Source organism: Ureibacillus sp. FSL K6-2830, from assembly GCF_038004145.1.
GTDB lineage: Bacteria > Bacillota > Bacilli > Bacillales_A > Planococcaceae > Ureibacillus > Ureibacillus thermosphaericus.
Genome location: NZ_JBBOQR010000001.1, coordinates 959954 through 978995, shown reverse-complemented (window position 1 = coordinate 978995; position 19042 = coordinate 959954). Strand labels below are relative to the sequence as shown.

Here is a 19042-nt window from a genome sequence, read left to right as displayed (position 1 = left end):
TTAGTTTTATTGAAGTGGAGAGAGAATATATGAAACGTAACACAATCATAATAACCACCGCTATCATATTGTTTTTAAATGGGGGTTTTTTACATAATCGAGTTCATGCAATGGCGGGAGAAGAGCGTGTTAAATCAACAGAACTGCAAACTCCCTTTCAAGATATAAGCAGTTCATTTTGGGCAGCAACACCAATTTTAACACTGAAGGAAAAAGGATACATGGATGGTTATCAAGACGGTACCTTTAAACCGAATCAGTATGCAACCCGAGCGGAAGCGGCTAGTGTTATAGCGAAATCGTTAGAAATCCCCCTTGAATCAGATTTCGAATTAAACGCAAAAGATTTATCACCCAGCCACCAATATTATCAAGAAATTTGCAAACTCGCAGAACTAGGAATTGTTCAAAATAGTGAGCATTTTCGTCCGGAAGAACCGCTAAGAAGAGCACAAATCGCTAAAATGTTGGCTCTTAGTTATGGTGTTCAAGTAGACCATGTGAATAAAACTTCCTTTAAAGATTGCCAAAAAAATTTCTGGGCAAAGGATTATATCGAATCGCTTGCGGATGTTGGAATCATCAAGGGAACAACACCTACCACCTTTTCGCCCAATCAGTTTGTAACACGGGCACAGCTGTCAGTCCTTGTCTTTAGAGGCATTGAATTTCAGAAAAAAGTAAAATCGTATCAAATCGCTTATGATTTTTTATCTAAGCATTATATTTCCACGGTCAATAGCGCCGAAAAATGGACGAATGAAGTGATTGCGTTAGTCAATGAAGAGCGGAAAAAAGCGGGTGTCTCCCCTTTGAAACAAGATTTGGCACTCAATCAATTGGCGATCATCAAAGCCCAAGATATGATTCAACGGAAATATTTCGATCATTCCTCCCCTTACTACGGCCAGCCCTGGGATATGGCAACACTTTTTGATTACGAGTTTACCAGATTCGGAGAAAATATTGCCCGCAATTTTACTCAACCGAAAGACGTTGTCAATGCATGGATGGCGTCTGAGAAACATAGGGAAAATATTTTAAAAGAAAATTATACAAATATAGGTGTCGGAATCAAGCAGGATTCCCAAGGAAACTACTATTGGGTTCAATTGTTTTCTAGCAAATAACTGTAATAAACTAGTATCTTTTATTACAGGAATATTACAAAACCTATACGAACAATTTCATAAATTTTCTATTAGAAGTGTCGAATTTCCTTTAAAGGTAAGGATTTCGGCACTTTCTTTTATGTGCCAAAAAAGTTACACAATTGAAAAATTACTAGAGACCATTCTATGATAGTCTATTAACTGTGAGGTTTTAGAGTAACGGATTTAGCAATGTTTGATTTGAAAGGAGCCAAGTGTTCGTGAAAAAGAAATGGTTATTGCCAATTTTTGCATCATTCATGCTTGTATCAGGTTTCGGTGCAAACAGCACAGCACAAGCAGCAACAGTGGATGAATTAACAAAAACAGCGAAGCAGTACATAGGAGCGCCATATAAATATGGTGGGACGAATATTAAAACGGGAGTCGATTGTTCAGGATATACAAGATATGTATTTTCTCAATTAGGCATTTCATTAAAGCGCACTTCCAAAGAACAATACACACAAGGCACAGCTGTCTCCAAAAGCGATTTACAACCTGGAGATTTGGTATTTTTCAATACTTTTGGCAAAGGAGTTTCCCACGTCGGAATTTATTTGGGGGATAACAAGTTCATTTCCGCTACTACATCTGGCGGAGTGGAAATCGATAGTCTAAACGATCCGTACTACTGGGGCTCCCGTTATGTTGGTGCAAGACGTGTTGCGGAATTTACAACTGAAGATGTGGAAAAAATTCAAGCTGAACAAGCAAAAGTGGAAGTAAAAGAAGCTGCAATCGATTTTAGCATTGTTGTATCCCGCGGTGAAGCTGCAATCCGACTTGCTGAAGCATTAAACTTAGATACAACTGATCAAAATTCACCATTTATTGATGTGAAGCCAGAATCTAAATATGCTGGTGCAACAACGGCCTTAAATAAATTAAATATCTTTACTGGAGATTCAAATGGAAAATTTAACCCAGGTTCACCAATCACTCGTGGCCAACTGGCAAAAGCATTAGTGATTGCGTACGGTTTAGAATTAAAAGGTGAACCAACAACATTTGCTGATGTTTCTAAAGAACATTGGGCATACGAATATGTAGCTATTTTAGCTTCCAATGGCATTGCGACTGGTAGAGAAGACGGAACATTTGGAGTAGACGAATACGCAACTTTCGAACACTTGGACACTTTCATTGAACGTATAAATAATGCACAATAATACTGGCTACCAACTTTTCTTGTAGGAAATTAAATAAATTTATAGGTAGAGAGGTTTAACGAACCTCTCTTTTTTTATCATTAAGCGAGAACTTCTTCATTCTAGAATCGTTAATAGATTATATAAGGATAAATTTAGGGAAACAGGTAGAAAAGACCGATGAATGAAAATAATTCTTTTGATAGAATAAAATTACTATCTTAGAAGGGCGGGAAATGTATTGTCTTTAAAAAAAATAAGTTTATTAATAGGTTTTATACTTTGTTTATCTTTATTCAATATACATACAACTAGTGCAAAAGTTCAGTTTGTCGATGTTCCACCATCTTATGATGCCTATGAAGAAATCCAATATTTAATTAACTTAGGTGCTATTAAAGGGTATGAAACGAAAAATGGAACGTACTATAAACCACATCAACCAGTTACGAGAGGACAGGCTGCCAAAATGGTAGTGATTTCTTCCGGGTTGCAACCGTTGAAAGTAAAACAATCTTCTTTTAAAGATGTACAAACAGGGACAGAACTTTCAGATTATGTGGAAAGAGCAGTAAAAGAAGGATATTTTTCTGCTTCTAAAAATGGAGAATTTGGTCCTTACGTTAACTTAACTCGCCAAGAAATGGCGAAAGTTTTAGCAACTGCCTTTCAATTAGATGTGGAGAAGTACGCAAACTTAACGGTGCCTTTTAAAGATATCAATCCGAAACATCCTTATTACAAATACATTTCTGCAATTTATTACAACGGTATCACGAAAGGGAGTCCTTCCGGTAAAGAACGCGTATTTATGCCGGAATCTTCCGTTACACGTGGACAATTTGCTTCCTTTATTGCCCGAGCGAAAGAGGAAAAATATCGTTTAGAATTACCAGTGCAAGGCGTGCAAGTTCCGAATGAAAAAGATGCTATTGGAACAGTGGCGGCGACAGTTGATTACTTAAATGTCCGCACTTCAACCGATACATCAACAAACGCCAATCGAATTGGCCAAATCAATAAAGGAACTAAACTCCCTTTATTTGAAATTCAACCGGGTTGGTTTAAAGTGATGTATAAAGATCAATATGCCTATATTTCAAGAGATTACGCTCAAGTAGTGGATGAGGCTGGACAACCTCTCGGAAAAGTGCAGAAACATGTGATTGCAGTTGGAAAAGTGAATGTTTATAAATCTAGCAATACCAATTCAAAAGTGATAGGTTCTTTTAACGCTGACGAGCAAATACCGGTTTATAAAACAGTAGGTGAATGGTATTTAACAGAAAAAGATGGAGTTCCTGGATACGTTCAAGCTTCTGCTACGAAACAACCGGTTGTGGAGAAGCCTGTTGATCCGCCTGTAAAAAATCCAGTAGAAACGCCGCCTGTGAAAAATCCTGTAGATAAAGACCCAGTTGTTGAAACACCTACTTATACGACTAACACAATTGGTCGTGTTACAACGAATGCATTAAATATTCGAGAGAAAGCAGATGCTGCTTCTAATTCTCTTGGAACATTAAATAAAGGAGATGTAGTGGCTGTTCATTCGATTAGCGGAAACTGGGCAAATATTACGACGGCAAATGGAAAAAAAGGCTTTGTGCATAAAACATATTTGAAATTAATCAACCAGAAAGGAAGTCCCGTAAAAGACCGTGTGATTGTCATTGATGCAGGCCATGGCGGCAAAGACCCTGGTGCAACAAGCAACGGTGCGGTGGAAAAAGAAATTACATTAAAAGTAGCAACGGTTGTAAAAAATAAATTGGAAGCCGATGGTGCAAAAGTTATTATGACTAGAACGGGAGATAAGTACCCGACGTTAGAAGATCGCGTGAAAATTGCGCTTAATAATTACGCGGAAGTGTTTGTGAGTATACACGTAAACTCTGCTTCAAATGAGAGTGCAAAAGGTACAGAAACGTACTATAGCGTTGCGGGTAACGTGAATATTGAAGAAGATGAAACATTGGCAAAAGCCATTAACGATCAAATTGTGAAAAATGCAGATATGAAAGATCGTGGTGTGAAAAAACAAGATTACTATGTAATTCGCAATATGATTCTTCCTTCCGTGTTAGTAGAATTAGGATTTATTACAAATCCTGAAGACCGTGCAAAATTGACAGATCATGAATATGTCGAAATCTTTGGTGATTCAATTTATAAAGGAATCGTAGAGTATTATCAAAAATAATAATTGAGCTTGCGTTAGAAATTCAAGAAAGCGAATTGAGAAAAACGATGTGTTTTCCAATTCGCTTTTTTATATTTCTAGACAACCGTATTATTTGGAATTCAACCCTTATTTTTAATAAAAATCCAACATTATCCTGTATTTTTTCCGGTTAGTATCAAATAAATATTACACCCATATTACAAATGATACTCATAAATAACAATTTTCTCTTTAATGATAAATTTTTCTTTTTTAATCGATTTATTTCTGCAATAACGAAATATAAAACGTTACATAAATGAAAAATCACAGGGACAGGATTTATGGTAGGCTCGAAATAGATTGCGAACAGAGGAAATTGAAGGAGGAATTGACAGTGAAAAAAAAGTGGTTAATTCCAGTATTTGCATCATTCATGATTTTTACATCTCCTTTGATTGATGCAGAAGCTGCAACACCACAAGAATTGGTTTCAACAGCTAAACAATACATAGGCGTACCGTATGCTTGGGGCGGCACTACATCGAGTGGATTTGATTGCTCTGGATTCACGCAAAAAGTATTTGCTGATTTAGGATACCCATTAAATCGAACATCTGCTGGACAATTTGCTCAAGGGACAGCCGTTTCAAAACAACATTTACAAATTGGAGATTTAGTATTCTTTAATACATCAGGACAAGGTGTTTCCCATGTAGGGATTTATATAGGAAACAATCAATTTATTAACGCTTCTTCAAGTAAAGGGGTAAGCATTGCTTCATTGAATAATAGCTACTGGAAAAATCGCTATGTTGGTGCAAAACGAGTAATCGATTTTTCGAAGCAACAAGCTTCTGAAGTGAAAAATGCATCGGTTGATTTGGGCTTTTATGCATCTCGCGGGAAAGTAGCTCTTCGATTGGCAGAAGGATTAGGGCTTGATACTTCCGATACGAACTCTCCATTTATCGACGTAAAGTCGACAGATTATGTAGCAGGAGCCGCAACAGCCCTAAATAAATTGAGAATTTTTGAAGGGAATGAGCAAGGAAAATTCAATCCGAATTCCCCAATTACTCGCGCACAAATGGCGAAGGTTCTAACAGTTGCCTTCAATTTAAAACCAATTGGAAAAAACACTGTGCAATTCCGTGATGTGGATCAAAATCATTGGGCATATGACTATATTACAATTTTAGCTCAACATGGTATTACGATTGGAAAAGGAAATGGCTTATATGGACCGAATGACTATGTGACACTTACACAGTTAGAGACTTTTATACAGCGTGCGGTTAGTAAATAATTTTTGAGTGGTTCTGCATTGCTAGAAAAGAGAAGAAATTTAATCGGTTTAGAAATTCTTCTCTTTTATTGAAGCAGTGCAGAAATTTGTTTATTAAGGAATTTTTTAAGAAATATGGTGCAATAAAGAAGAAATAGACCGCTAAAGCGAGAGAAAATTTTTATTAAAAAATACTAATAATCTATTTTTTATTCCAAAAAAATGGAGTGATTACTTTAAATTTCATCAAAAAAATGTTATCAATGGTAATAGTGGATAACATTTTGGACTAATTGGAGGGAGGAGAACAAAAGGAATGTCTTTGAAAAAAACGAGTATTCTATTTTCATTTTTAGCCATTGCAATATTTGCTATATTCAGTTCAGAGGCATATGCAAGCCAGAGATTTGCAGACGTCCCTTCAACCCACGAAGCATTTCATCAAATCAACTATTTGGAAGATAGGGGCATCATTGAAGGGTATTCAGAAAATGGGACACGAGTGTTCAAATTATATCAACATGTTACCCGTGGACAAGCTGCAAAAATGGTTGTATTAGGTGCAGGTTATAAACCATTGAAAGTAACACAATCTTCCTTTATCGACATTGATCCAAAAACAGAACCGGAATTGTCTGGATATGTTGAAAGGGCAATGAGTCTAGGTTTATTTAACGAGGTACCGGATAAACGATTTAAACCGCACACACCACTTACTCGAGGAGAAATGAGTAAAGTTGTGGCAACTGCTTTCAAATTAGATTTAGAAGAATATGCTTCTTATCCATCACCATTCTGCGATATTACTTCGGATCATCCGTATTTTAAATATATTAATGCCCTATACTACAATGGTATTTCCCAAGGAAGTAAAGGAAAATTTAACCCAGATAGTTATTTAACAAGAATGCAATTTTCTTTATTTGTTGCGCGGGCAATGGACAAGCAATTCCGTTTAACCGTAAAACCTGTCAACGCTCAAAATCCATGCCAACATCAAACAGCTCCAGAAAAAACAGATACGATTGGTCGGGCAACAGTAAATAATTTAAATGTTAGAAGTGAAGCGAATAATCGTTCCGAGATAATTGGAAAATTGAATCGTGGAGATGAAATATATGTCATTTCGATTGATGGTTGGTGGGCGAAAGTAAACTACCAAGGTTCTATTGGATATGTACATAAAACCTATTTAAAATTGCTTAGCCAAAGCGGTTCTAAAGTAAAAAATCGCATTATTGTCCTTGACCCAGGCCATGGAGGAAAAGATCCGGGTACAGTAAAAGGGAAATACGCAGAAAAACGTATCGCCTTAGCTGTTGCCAATGTTGTGAAGCGGAAGTTAGAAAATGATGGTGCAATTGTTTATATGACGCGCGAAGGAGATACATATCCTACATTGCAAGATCGAGTAGATTTTGCTCATAAACACTATGCCGAAATGTTCGTCAGCATTCATGTGAATTCAGCGTCAAGTTCTAGCGCTAAAGGAACGGAAACTTATTATAGTATTTCAGCGAATGATAACGAATTAGAAGATCGCGCTCTTGCAACCAATATTAATAACGAAATTGTAAAGCAAGCGAATATGCAAAATCGAGGAGTAAAACGAGCAGACTATTATGTAATTCGACATTCCGTTTTTCCTTCTGTATTAGTAGAATTAGGTTTTATCACAAATAATGAGGACCTTTCAAAACTTGTAAATAGCAATTATCAACAAGTATTTGGAAACGCTATTTATCAAGGAATCGTTCATTATTATAGTAATTAAAGATCAGCAGGAATTTTCTTGCTGATTTTTTCTTTAAACACCAACCTATATAATTAAAGATAGCACTGATGAAGACTTTAGTTTACAATGAACAAAGTAGAGATTTTTGACATAAGTCAATAGATTATGACGAATTTCAACGAAAAAACGAAACACTATTTTATAAGTATTGGGGTAATACCATGGTTTTCAGTAGTTTAGTGTTTTTATATTTATTTTTACCTTTGATAATCATTGCATATTTCATATTCCCAAAAAGTTTTCGCAACATATTGTTATTGATTGCGAGCTTGATTTTCTATGCGTGGGGCGAACCTAGGTACGTCTTTTTAATGCTCATCTCCATACTGGTGAATTATGTGATGGGGATTGTTATTGATCAGACGCCACCTTCAGCTAAGAAGAAGCGTTTGTTGATTCTGACGCTCGTTATCAATATTGCGATTTTAGGTTATTACAAATATGCGGGGTTTTTCATTGGGATATGGGAAGATTTATTCCATGTAGACATTGCATTTGAGGAAGTTCCTCTTCCGATTGGAATCTCTTTCTACACGTTCCAAGCGATGAGCTACATTATTGACGTATACAGACAAGAAGTAAAAGCCCAGCGAAATTTAATTGATTTATCTCTATTTATTTCTTTATTCCCTCAGCTTGTGGCGGGTCCAATTGTACGTTATCAAACGATTGCTGATCAAATTAAGCACAGAATTATACAAAATGAAGATGTCATGATTGGTACTCGCAGGTTTATTCAAGGGTTAGCGAAAAAGGTGTTAATCGCCAATCCAATGGGCGCTGTTGCAGACCAATGTTTCGCACTCTCAGGTGACAGCTTAACGACAGGGACAGCTTGGATTGGAATCATTGCTTATACGCTACAAATTTATTTTGATTTCTCTGGATACAGCGATATGGCCATTGGATTAGCTCGCATTTTTGGATTTAAGTTTTTGGAAAACTTCAATTATCCATATATTAGTCAAACGATAACAGAATTTTGGCGCAGATGGCATATTTCGTTAAGCCATTGGTTTAGAGATTATGTCTACTTCCCGTTAGGTGGAAGCCGCGTCGATGCCCAGTGGAAAGTGTATCGTAATTTATTAGTCGTATGGACATTAACAGGATTTTGGCACGGTGCCAGCTGGACATTCATGGCTTGGGGATTTTATTACGGAGTATTAATTTGCCTAGAAAAGTGGTTTTTATTGAAATGGTTAGACAAAATTCCAAGAGTGTTCCGCCATGTATATGTGCTACTAATCGTAATGGTCGGTTGGGTATTTTTCCGTGCAGATGATTTTGCTTATTCTTTTGAGTACATTCAAACAATGTTCTTTTTAAATGATGTTCCTTTGTATGATTATCAAACATTGTTGTTTTTGAATGATTATACGATTTATTTTGCACTTGGAATCATCTTCTCAATGCCGATTTATCAATGGTATTTAAAATGGAGTGAACAAAAGGCCGAGGAAAACAGCGGTTTTTATATTTCACTACGACTCGTACAGACAGTGTATTATTTAATCATCGTTGCGATTGTTACAATGTTTTTAGTGAATTCAACACATAATCCGTTCATTTATTTTAGATTCTAATCGTTGCTTGTAAGCTTGTTTATTAATGCATAGATGCTAGGTGATAAGATGAAAAAATTAGAATTGCTGTTGCCCATTAGTTTCTTCATCGTTATATTTGGCGTGTTTGTCTGGCATGCCTTCATTCCGGATCAAAAAGTATCTGAAATGGAAAACCGCAATTTGACGGTGCTAAATAAACAGCCAACAATGGAACAAATCTTTTCAGGCGAATATTCGAAACATCTTGAGGAGTATTTTACAGATCAGTTTCCAAAGCGAGACGAATGGCTAAAAAATTATATTTTATTACAAAAATTTACTGGGAAAGTCTATTTTAATGATAAATATTATGTGGAAGAAGATGGTTGGATTGCTGCTAAACCAGTAGTGGAAATGGAAGATGAATCGATTAGAAATTTTGTCAATGAATTAACGGACATTTCCAATGAATTGACAGCAGCGGGTATACCTTTTACTTATTATTCCTTTCCTGCAAAAGCCACATATATTTTGAAAGCTCCTGACTATATGCCAGAAGATGTTGGACAAGCAAGAAATCAAAGAGTTCATGAATTATTGAAGGAACAAAATGTAGATGAAGTTCGTTTAATAGATTACATAGACAATACCATTTCGTTCGAAGAAATGTATTTTAAAACAGATCATCATTGGACGATGAGAGGAGCATATGCGGCTTATGAAGCATTGATTCGAACGTTAAACGAAAGAATAGATGGGTCTTTATCCCCAATGCCATATGATGAAAACAATAATGTATGTCTGAAAAATGAATTTTTAGGTTCTTGGAATAAAATTTTGGCGATGACGGTAGAGCATGATGATCAAATTTGTTACAATGAGCCAATTGATTTTTCAGAGATATTAACGATTTATGAGAGAACGACTACGAGAGAATTTCAAGTGGATGTAGAGCAAATTTATGGAGTGGCAAAGGGGTTTGACGAATCAAGGCCAGTCAACTATAGCGAGGGATATAGTCGCGACTTTTTAGAATTGAATATTTTTAATGAAAAATCCCAAGTGGACAAGCATCTTGTAGTGATTAAAGATTCTTATTTTAATCCAATTCAATTTCATGTGGCTTCTCATTTCCGTCAGTTGACGGTGATTGATTTACGCTATTTTGATAAGCCGCTAATTGAATATTTGTTGGAAATTCAACCAGATTACGTAGTTTTAGCGTATAATGACCGAAATATGAATGTTTATCTAAAAAATGAATAAATTTTGCATCGTTTGCTTTTCATAATTGTTTCAAGCTCAGCCATACTGAAATTAGAAAGTTAGAAGAGAAAATGTTGTGGCAGACAGGAATTATTATTTAAACATAATACTTCCTATTTGCCATAATTTATTCCTACCCATTAGTTACCAAGCGCATCTATCGAAAATACATTTGCGAATCGATTTCATCTAATGTAAAATGCATGAATGTAGATGAGGGACTAGTGAGCTATCTGAAATTTGTTAATGCATTGAAATCTACTTATTTTTTGATAGAAATGAATCAAGCACTTTATTGTGCTATAATAGCCTTTGATTTGTCGAAAAAAATACATAATGAAGAGAGGGAAATGAAGAGCATCCAATTGCATTCGATGTTCGCAATGGTTTATGAAAGATAGGATAGAAGCAACCGTAAAGAATATAAATAAAATAGATACTTTTTCGCCATATTTCTTTTTACCTTTTATTTTAATGGCTTATTTTATCATTAGTTTATTTGACTTCTGGCGATTTGATTTGTTTAATGTTAGAAAATCGATTTGGCCGGCAGTCATTTTGTCCGTTCTTTGTTATTACATAGGTGTATATATTGCTGACCGAAAAAATTGGACATTGCCAACGTTCGGGCTGTCTAAGTTAAGTAAATTTATTGTTCATTTTATTGTCTTCTTAACTGCAATCGGTTTAGTGGCGTACGTGTTGATGATTGCTCAAGGGATGATCGGGCTTTCTGATGAATCTGTACGTCGAAATTTAGACCCGAAATTAAATTTCTTCAGCCATTTGTTATGGTACGGGGTATTGTTACTCCTTTCTTATAAAATGATTAAAGAAAAAACCATGACAATGAAAAAAGCATTCGTTTATGCTGGGTTATATGGTGTAGTGATGTTTCTATTTTTATTAATGGGTTATAGAACACCATTAGCGTTAATGTTATTTACAGGCATTATCGTATTCCATTATGTGGTGAAGCGAGTTAAGCTCACTTGGTTCCTTACGTTTCTTACAGTCGTTGCAATTTCATTTGCTTTATTTGGATTTTTCCGAGTTGTAATGGAAGACACATCAAAAGAATTTAATACGCGGGAACAACCAGATCGCGAGCATTTAGAGGAAGAGGAATTAGAGAAGTTACTAACTGCTGAAGACAGAGTAAATGCGACACCAAAATGGATTTTAGCATTAAATGGTGAAATGGTTACAGGACATATTGTGTTAAGTAAAATTATTGAGTATACCGAAGAAGAAGGGTATCTCGGTGGAGAAATCCATAAAGGCATTTTTAGTACAGTATTACCAGGAGAACAAATTTCCCCTCGTATGCAAGTTACAGAAGTAGTGAACTCGCTAAGTGTTGAGGAAGGGAAGTATATTACTCGTCCTGGTAGAACGACAACACCAACATTCATTGGACAATTGTATTTAGATGGCGGCTATATACTTGTAATTGTTGGCTTCTTGCTTTATGGTGCACTTGTATCAATGCTATATAATAAGGTAAAACAAGCAGGCGCGAAAAGCTTCCATACAATTGCATACGCTTTTGTATTAACATTATTTACTGTATCCATTCATACAGGGTTACTAGATTTAATTTTCATCTTAATGCTAGGCTTCGTAATCCTTGCTTCAGCAATTAGCAAGACTGATAAGGATCGGGTAATGTTATAGCTTTAGGCAGTTTATGGACGAATAGATTTATACACGTGTTTTGAGTGTATTGACACCTTTTGAATGAAGCGATTCATTCAAAGGGTGTTTTTTAATTGCACGGATTGTTGGTTGGATAAGCTGACAAGATAAGGGTAGGGATTATATGCAGCATGAGGAGCTATCCGCTTGAGTAAGGTGATAATTTGCACAAGTAGGGAGTTTATTCGAACGAGTTAGGAGATTATCTGCACAAGTAGGGAGTTTATTCGAACGAGTTAGGAGATTATCTGCACAAGTAGGGAGTTTATTCGAACGAGCTAGGAGATTATCTGCACAAGTAGGGAGTTTATTCGAACGAGTTAGGAGATTATCTGCACAAGTAGGGAGTTTATTCGAACGAGTTAGGAGATTATCTGCACAAGTAGGGAGTTTATTCGAACGAGTTAGGAGATTATCTGCACAAGTAGGGAGTTTATTCGAACGAGTAGGGGATTATCTGCACAAGTAGGGAGCTTATTCGAACTAGTAGGGGATTATCTGCACAAGTAGGGAGTTTATTCGAACGAGTTAGGAGATTATCTGCACAAGTAGGGAGTTTATTCGAACGAGTTAGGAGATTATCTGCACAAGTAGGGAGTTTATTCGAACGAGTAGGGGATTATCTGCACAAGTAGGGAGTTTATTCGAACGAGTAGGGGATTATCTGCACAAGTAGGGAGTTTATTCGAACGAGTAGGGGATTATCTGCACAAGTAGGGAGTTTATTCGAACGAGTTAGGAGATTATCTGCACAAGTAGGGAGTTTATTCGAACGAGTAGGGGATTATCTGCACAAGTAGGGAGTTTATTCGAACGAGTAAGGGGATTATCTGCACAAGTAGGGAGTTTATTCGAACGAGTAGGGGATTAATCTACACATGAGAAGAGGGATCTGCCCGAGCAGGGGATATATCTACATAAGGAAGACGTTTACCCACTCGAGTTAGATGTAAATCAAAGAGTTAAGATGTTTTTCTATTCCAGCAAATGAGCTAACCACACGATTGAACGAATTCCGAATAGATATATGGAGTGGATCTAAATAAGAAAAAATTGTAAGTAAAAACCGAGAAATCACTTTAGTAAAGATAAGATAATAGTCAAATTCAAAGAGATAATAGCCAACTCGGACGAGATAATAGTCAATCTAGGTAAAATAATAGCCAAAGCCAAAAATTTGCTCCAGCAGAGATGAGATAATAGTCAAATTCAAAGAGATAATAGCCAACTCGGCCGAGATAATAGTCAATCTAGGTAAAATAATAGCCAAAGCCAAAAATTCGCTTCAGCAGAGATGAGATAATAGTCAAATTCAAAGGGATAATAGCCAACTCGGCCGAGATAATAGTCAATCTAGGTAAAATAATAGCCAAAGCCAAAAATTCTCTCCAGTAGAGATGGGATAATAGTCAAATTCAAAGAGATAATAGCCAACTCGGCCGAGATAATAGTCAATCTAGGTAAAATAATAGCCAAAGCCGAAAATTCGCTCCAGCAGAGATGAGATAATAGTCAAATTCAAAGAGATAATAGCCAACTCGGCCGAGATAATAGTCAATCTAGGTAAAATAATAGCCAAAGCCAAAAATTCTCTCCAGCAAAAAAAGGATAATAGTCAAATTCAAAGAGATAATAGCCAACTCGGCCGAGATAATAGTCAATCTAGGTAAAATAATAGCCAAAGCCGAAAATTCGCTCCAGCAAATAAAAGATAATAGTCAAAACCCAAGCGATAATAGCCAACTCGGCCGAGATAATAGTCAATCTAGGTAAAATAATAGCCAAAGCCAAAAATTCTCTCCAGTAGAGATGGGATAATAGTCAAATTCAAAGAGATAATAGCCAACTCGGCCGAGATAATAGTCAATCTAGGTAAAATAATAGCCAAAGCCGAAAATTCGCTCCAGCAAAGATAGGATAATCGTCAAAAGTGGGAAGATAAAAGTCAACCTGACGAAAATAATAGTCAAAGCCTAAAAATCACTTCCTATCAAGTTAGCTTGCATTTCGAGAGATACGAAATGTCTATAAGATAAAAAAGTGAAATCGACTCGTTTATGTCGATTTCACTTTTTTAATTCAAAGTAATCCCTACTTCTATTTAACAGTATCCAAGACGATAACGTATTGTGAGCTTACGTAGGCGACTTTATGGTCACGGCTGTCTGGAATGATCTCGTACCAACCGTTTGCTGCAAGGTTTGTGCTTGTAATAATGACTGGAATATTTGTCCGGCTGTATCGATAAATTGGCGTGTTATTAGTAGTTGTCGCTACAGAACGAACATTTAGTCCTTCAATATTCGTTAATCCGATTGTATATGCGTTATTTGCATCTTTAAATCCTAAATATTTATCTGCACGGTAGTAGTGGCCAGCTGCTTTGGCACCCCAATAAGGATCGGATGCGTATTTCACATTAAATCCGATTCGTTTTGTTCCGAATACAGGACCGTGAGCGAATGGTGCGTTTGCTGGAATGTAGTTTTTCCACCAGAATTTTTCCATCAGTTCACGAATGCTTGCTTCTGGAGAATCGAATTTCACCTTTAATGGATTAGTATCATACACATACAAACCGAATAAGTTGTTGTATTGCTGCGCGTAATTACTCATCCCCATGTCGCTTTCGTGCATTGCAAGGGCAAGTATCATCATCGCATTAATTCCGTAGTCTTCTTCAATGGCTTTCAACTGTTTACCTAATCCTATCAATTTACTTTTCTTAGAAGCATCAACATAACGGCCGCCAACTTTTTCTCGCTCTGCTAATGCGTATTGAATGTACTTGTCGATTTCTTCAGCTGAATACTGTGTTTTTGAGTGAACAGGTAGGAATTGGTAATAATTGTAGTATATAAACTTTTCCCCACCATTGTAGAAATTAATGCCGTCCCAGCTGTAGTATTTTACCCCAGGTTTCATTTGGCTTGGTGCTTTTCCATAAATATAGCTTGCTTTATCGTTTCCTGTTTTGTGATCTACTAGGACGTGTTTCATTTCTCCGCCAACGTTTAAGTAATAGTGGCGACCTTTTGATAAGGAGAAAGGAATTAATGATACAGTGTTTGCATCCACATATCCAACTTGTCCTGCTAAATTCACTTTCACACGGTTGCCTTCAGATTGAAGATATTGCATTTCTGTTTCTGAAGCTACGCTAATCTTATCTTTTACCGTTTCAGAGTCTAAAACCGTGTAAGATTTTGCAACGACGAAACCAGAACCCGGCTTCATGTAGATGATGTTGTTATTTTTTGTAATAACATGAGTGTCTTTTGAAACGCTTTTTAATACAGCGTCGTAATCAAAAGAAGTAATTTCTGTAGAAACGAGTTGTCCACCCTGAATATCTTTTAATTCATATGGTCCAAAGTTAATCGCTTCTTGATTACCAGCTACCTCCATCATCCGAATGATGAACGTTGCAGCTTGTGATACCGGCGTATTTTTTAATGGATAAAAATACACGCCATCAGGCATTGTGGAACCTTGAATAATTCCCTTTTCTGCACCTGTTGCAACCGCAGAATAATATTCTTTATAAATTTGATGTTTATCTTTAAATTGCAAATCTTTCGCCGTGCTCGTAGGAATCTTTAAATGCTTCATTGCTCGCTCAATCATGACAGCCATATGTTGGCGAGTAATCGGATCATTCGGTTTGAATGTGCCGTCTTCATATCCGGTAATAATCCCTGATGCTGCGGCATTTTGAATATCTTGATAATAGGGACTATTTGTTGGTACGTCCTTAAAATCAATATTTTCTTCCGCTTTTGGTAAGCCGATTACTCTGGAGATAAACGCTGCGAATTGGCCGCGTGTTACAGTAGCGTTTGGATTGTAATTGCCATTCGCATCAGGCGTTAAAGCCCCTTTCATAATTAAATATCGTAATCCCCGTTCATGATCGTTGCCTGTTACATCGTCTGCAGCCTGTACTTTGCCAGTTGAACAGAGCGAAAAAACTAACAAAATACTGAAAGCCATTAATAGAAATTTTTTCATGTAGTACCTTCTCCTTTCTCTACCTCCCATACTAACAAATTTCTATTAAGTTATTAATAGGATAAATGGTCAATTATATGAATTTTATAATAATAATAGTGAAAAAAGTATTATTTTATATTTCTAGTGTTTTTCCTTTTATATTTATAGATTAATATGTTTTAATGGAAAAGAAATGAATGTATGGGGGGAAGGAAGGTGAGGGCTCTTTTTGAGCAAAATCAAATGAAGAAAATTATTTCAATATTATTTGCTTTTGTGCTTTTGTTTGGGACTGTGGCACCTGCTCAAGCGAATCAATCAGTCAATGAGCAATATCCAGTGTCTTCTGGAGTGGTGTATAGTCAATATACATATAAAACATCAAAAACAAATGTAATCAATCATCTATCAATTAATTTAAATGATCCATTTACGAAAGTAGATATTGGCTTACCTAGTGCTTACAATAAGCGAGAAACGGTAACGGCAATAGCAAATCGAGACTCTAAAGATGGTAATAGAGTAGTAGGAGCTATTAATGCTGCATTTTTCAATATGAGCGATGGGGTTCCATTGTTTTTAATTGCAAAAAATAATCGCATTATTAACGGTGGGGCGATCTCTGAAGGTGCGGATCAATATTTGAACGTTCCAACAGCTTTCGGTATCGATAAAAACGGACAAGGCATTATCGATTATTTCGATTTTCAAATTACGATGACGACAAATGGCCAATCCTATCAACTGACTGGCATGGACCGTGTTCGGAATGGCAATGAGGTCATCGTTTATACACCGAACTATTACAAAGGCTATACAGATAATAATCAATATGGATTCGACATTATTGTTGAAGGAGATACACCAATCGGAGAAATATATTTCGGAGATACGATTTCTGGGGTAGTGAAAGAAATCGCTCCTTATGGGGAATCAAAACATCCTATTCCGAAAAATGGTTTCATTCTATCTGTCCAAGGCGGCTCACCTTTAAGTAAAACGTTGTCTAGTTTACAAATTGGTCAACAAATTGATGTGAACTTTTCCATCGACTCAAAATGGCAAGATGCACAATTTATTGTTGCGACAGGGCCTTTTTTAGTGCGCGATGGTAAACCGTATATTATGATGAGCACTGCTTCTAGCCGAGCAAGAGAAGTAGCGCCTAGAACAGTTGTAGCAGTGAGTAAAGATAAGAAAACCGTTCATTTCATTACTGTAGATGGAAGACAGTCCCACAGTAAAGGGATGAATATGAAAGAACTTGCAGATTATCTAGTTTCTTTAGGAGTAGATACGGCCATTAACCTTGATGGTGGCGGTTCAACAACGATGGCACTGCGTAAATATGGAAGCAATGATGTAGTTGTCGTGAATAAACCATCAGGTGGGTCCCAACGTGCAGTACATGCGATTTTAGAAGCAATTAGCACTGCACCGCTTGGAGAGGCGAAAATAATGAAATTTACTCGTACAAATGTCGGTACGATGTTGGAAGGAACAAGTTCCACTGTCAGCGTACAATATGTACTGGACGAGTACTATAATCCGCTGCCAATTACTCCTGATTCTATTAGTCTAGCATCACAAAATGGAACTTTAACGATTAGTGGTACGACATTTACAACAACAAAAGCAGGACAAGATCGTATTTACATTATGTATAATGGAAAAGTCGTACAATCTTTCCCAGTGACAATTGTTGATGCACCAAGTCAAATGACAATTAAAGGAGCACAAGAAGTAGTCGTTGGTGCAACGCAGAATTATTCAGTTGAAGCAAAAGATGCGGAAGGTAAAAATTTAATTTATAATGCAAATCAAGTGAAATGGTCGGTAGAAGGAAATATCGGAACCATTACTTCTACAGGACAATTTAAAGCAACAACTGCAGGTAGCGGTAAAATTATTGCAACGTTAGGTTCAAAGACTGTTTCAATTCCTGTAAAAGTAAAAGAGAAAGTCATCTTTAAAGATGTCCCTACAAATCACCCTTATTTCAATGAAATTAGTTATAGCGTAAAAAACAATATCGTCACAGGGTACAGTGATGGCACATTTAGACCGACAGAAAATATTTCCCGGGAGCATGCAGCTGTCATTTTAACGAGAGTTCTGAAATTAGATACGACAAATGTTCAAAATCCGAACTTCAAAGACGTTCCAACGAATTATCCTTATTACAAAGAAATTGCAGCGGCAGCAAACTACGGATTAGTGAGCGGCAAAAACGATGGCACTTTTGATCCTAAAGGTAAGCTGACGCGTGCACAAATGGCGAAAATTTTAGCGATTGCCTTTGAATTGCATGGTTCAGAAAGTAAATCAACAAAATTTAAAGATGTTCCAACAAATCATTGGGCATATCCTTATATCGATGCATTAGCTTATAGCAAAGTCACAACGGGATACGAAGATGGAACATTTAAACCAAATGAAAATATCAATCGTCAGCATTTTGTTCTATTCGTATATCGTGCTATACATCGTTAATTGAAGTTAGTAGAATGGTAGCTCTGTACTTTGTCATTTAACGTTGAATAGCCCACCTTATCTATAAAGGGGCATATCCCTTTGAATAGAAAAATCATAGAATGGGAAATCTAGGTTCATCATAAAAAAACTCTCCCCTACTTTGATGTGGAGGAGAGTTTTTATATGATATAATTGTTCATTATTAAGTATAAAGGATGTAGGTTCATGAAAATCGGAATCGTAGGTAATTACGGTAATGATAACAACGGGGATGAATCGATTTTGCTCAGCATCATTATGCAGCTCGAGCAAGCATTTAACATTTCCCGTGAAGATATCACCGTTTTTAGCAATAACACTCAACAAACGAGTGAACAATATGGAGTTCAAAGCTATCCATTATATTATAAACGCAAAAATTTATATAAAACTTTTTATACTACATCACTAGCATTGCACTAATTAAATCTGATGATTCAAAATACTAAGAATGTTCAATTTTTTATTGATTTCG

At 36.3% G+C, this 19042-nt stretch carries 12 protein-coding genes; 11 read left to right on the top strand and 1 reads right to left on the bottom strand.

Annotation, left to right across the window (positions count from 1 at the left end; genetic code table 11):
* The first annotated feature begins 29 nt into the window (after nucleotides 1–29).
* The 9 genes from NSU17_RS04795 to NSU17_RS15900 all read left to right on the top strand — a co-directional run bounded on the left by NSU17_RS04795 (nucleotide 30) and on the right by NSU17_RS15900 (nucleotide 12695).
* Nucleotides 30–1130, top strand: a complete 1101-nt coding sequence (locus tag NSU17_RS04795; RefSeq protein WP_340704439.1) for a CAP and S-layer homology domain-containing protein — start codon at nucleotides 30–32, stop codon at nucleotides 1128–1130.
* Between the two features lie 242 nt (nucleotides 1131–1372).
* Nucleotides 1373–2323 (top strand): C40 family peptidase, encoded by a 951-nt coding sequence (locus NSU17_RS04790; RefSeq protein ID WP_340704438.1) that lies wholly within the window; start codon nucleotides 1373–1375, stop codon nucleotides 2321–2323.
* A 220-nt stretch (nucleotides 2324–2543) separates the two neighbouring features.
* On the top strand, nucleotides 2544–4505 hold the full coding sequence (locus tag NSU17_RS04785; protein ID WP_340704437.1) for an N-acetylmuramoyl-L-alanine amidase: 1962 nt from the start codon (nucleotides 2544–2546) through the stop codon (nucleotides 4503–4505).
* A gap of 358 nt (nucleotides 4506–4863) precedes the next feature.
* Nucleotides 4864–5775 (top strand): C40 family peptidase, encoded by a 912-nt coding sequence (locus NSU17_RS04780; protein ID WP_340704436.1) that lies wholly within the window; start codon nucleotides 4864–4866, stop codon nucleotides 5773–5775.
* Nucleotides 5776–6070: 295 nt separating this feature from the next.
* The gene (locus tag NSU17_RS04775) at nucleotides 6071–7528 is read left to right on the top strand and encodes an N-acetylmuramoyl-L-alanine amidase (protein WP_340704435.1); all 1458 of its coding nucleotides are present in this window, start codon (nucleotides 6071–6073) and stop codon (nucleotides 7526–7528) included.
* Between the two features lie 182 nt (nucleotides 7529–7710).
* The gene (locus NSU17_RS04770; RefSeq protein ID WP_340704434.1) at nucleotides 7711–9135 is read left to right on the top strand and encodes an MBOAT family O-acyltransferase; all 1425 of its coding nucleotides are present in this window, start codon (nucleotides 7711–7713) and stop codon (nucleotides 9133–9135) included.
* A gap of 48 nt (nucleotides 9136–9183) precedes the next feature.
* Nucleotides 9184–10362, top strand: coding sequence for a DHHW family protein (locus tag NSU17_RS04765; protein ID WP_340704433.1), 1179 nt, complete (start codon nucleotides 9184–9186; stop codon nucleotides 10360–10362).
* A gap of 390 nt (nucleotides 10363–10752) precedes the next feature.
* Nucleotides 10753–12039: an oligosaccharide repeat unit polymerase gene (locus NSU17_RS04760; protein WP_340704432.1), complete on the top strand. Its 1287-nt coding sequence runs from the start codon at nucleotides 10753–10755 to the stop codon at nucleotides 12037–12039.
* A gap of 473 nt (nucleotides 12040–12512) precedes the next feature.
* Nucleotides 12513–12695, top strand: coding sequence for an MbeD/MobD family mobilization/exclusion protein (locus tag NSU17_RS15900; protein WP_445684088.1), 183 nt, complete (start codon nucleotides 12513–12515; stop codon nucleotides 12693–12695).
* A gap of 1462 nt (nucleotides 12696–14157) precedes the next feature.
* On the opposite strand, the gene NSU17_RS04755 is transcribed toward NSU17_RS15900, so the two are convergent.
* Entirely contained in the window at nucleotides 14158–16071 is a 1914-nt protein-coding gene (locus tag NSU17_RS04755; RefSeq protein ID WP_340704431.1) for an S-layer homology domain-containing protein, read from the bottom strand.
* Between the two features lie 198 nt (nucleotides 16072–16269).
* On the opposite strand from NSU17_RS04755, the gene NSU17_RS04750 reads away from it, so the two are divergent.
* Together NSU17_RS04750 and NSU17_RS04745 are read left to right on the top strand one after the other, a co-directional pair.
* Entirely contained in the window at nucleotides 16270–18546 is a 2277-nt protein-coding gene (locus NSU17_RS04750; RefSeq protein ID WP_340704430.1) for an S-layer homology domain-containing protein, read from the top strand.
* Between the two features lie 207 nt (nucleotides 18547–18753).
* Complete coding sequence (locus NSU17_RS04745) at nucleotides 18754–18990, top strand: hypothetical protein (RefSeq protein WP_340704429.1); 237 nt, start codon at nucleotides 18754–18756, stop codon at nucleotides 18988–18990.
* Nucleotides 18991–19042: the final 52 nt, after the last annotated feature.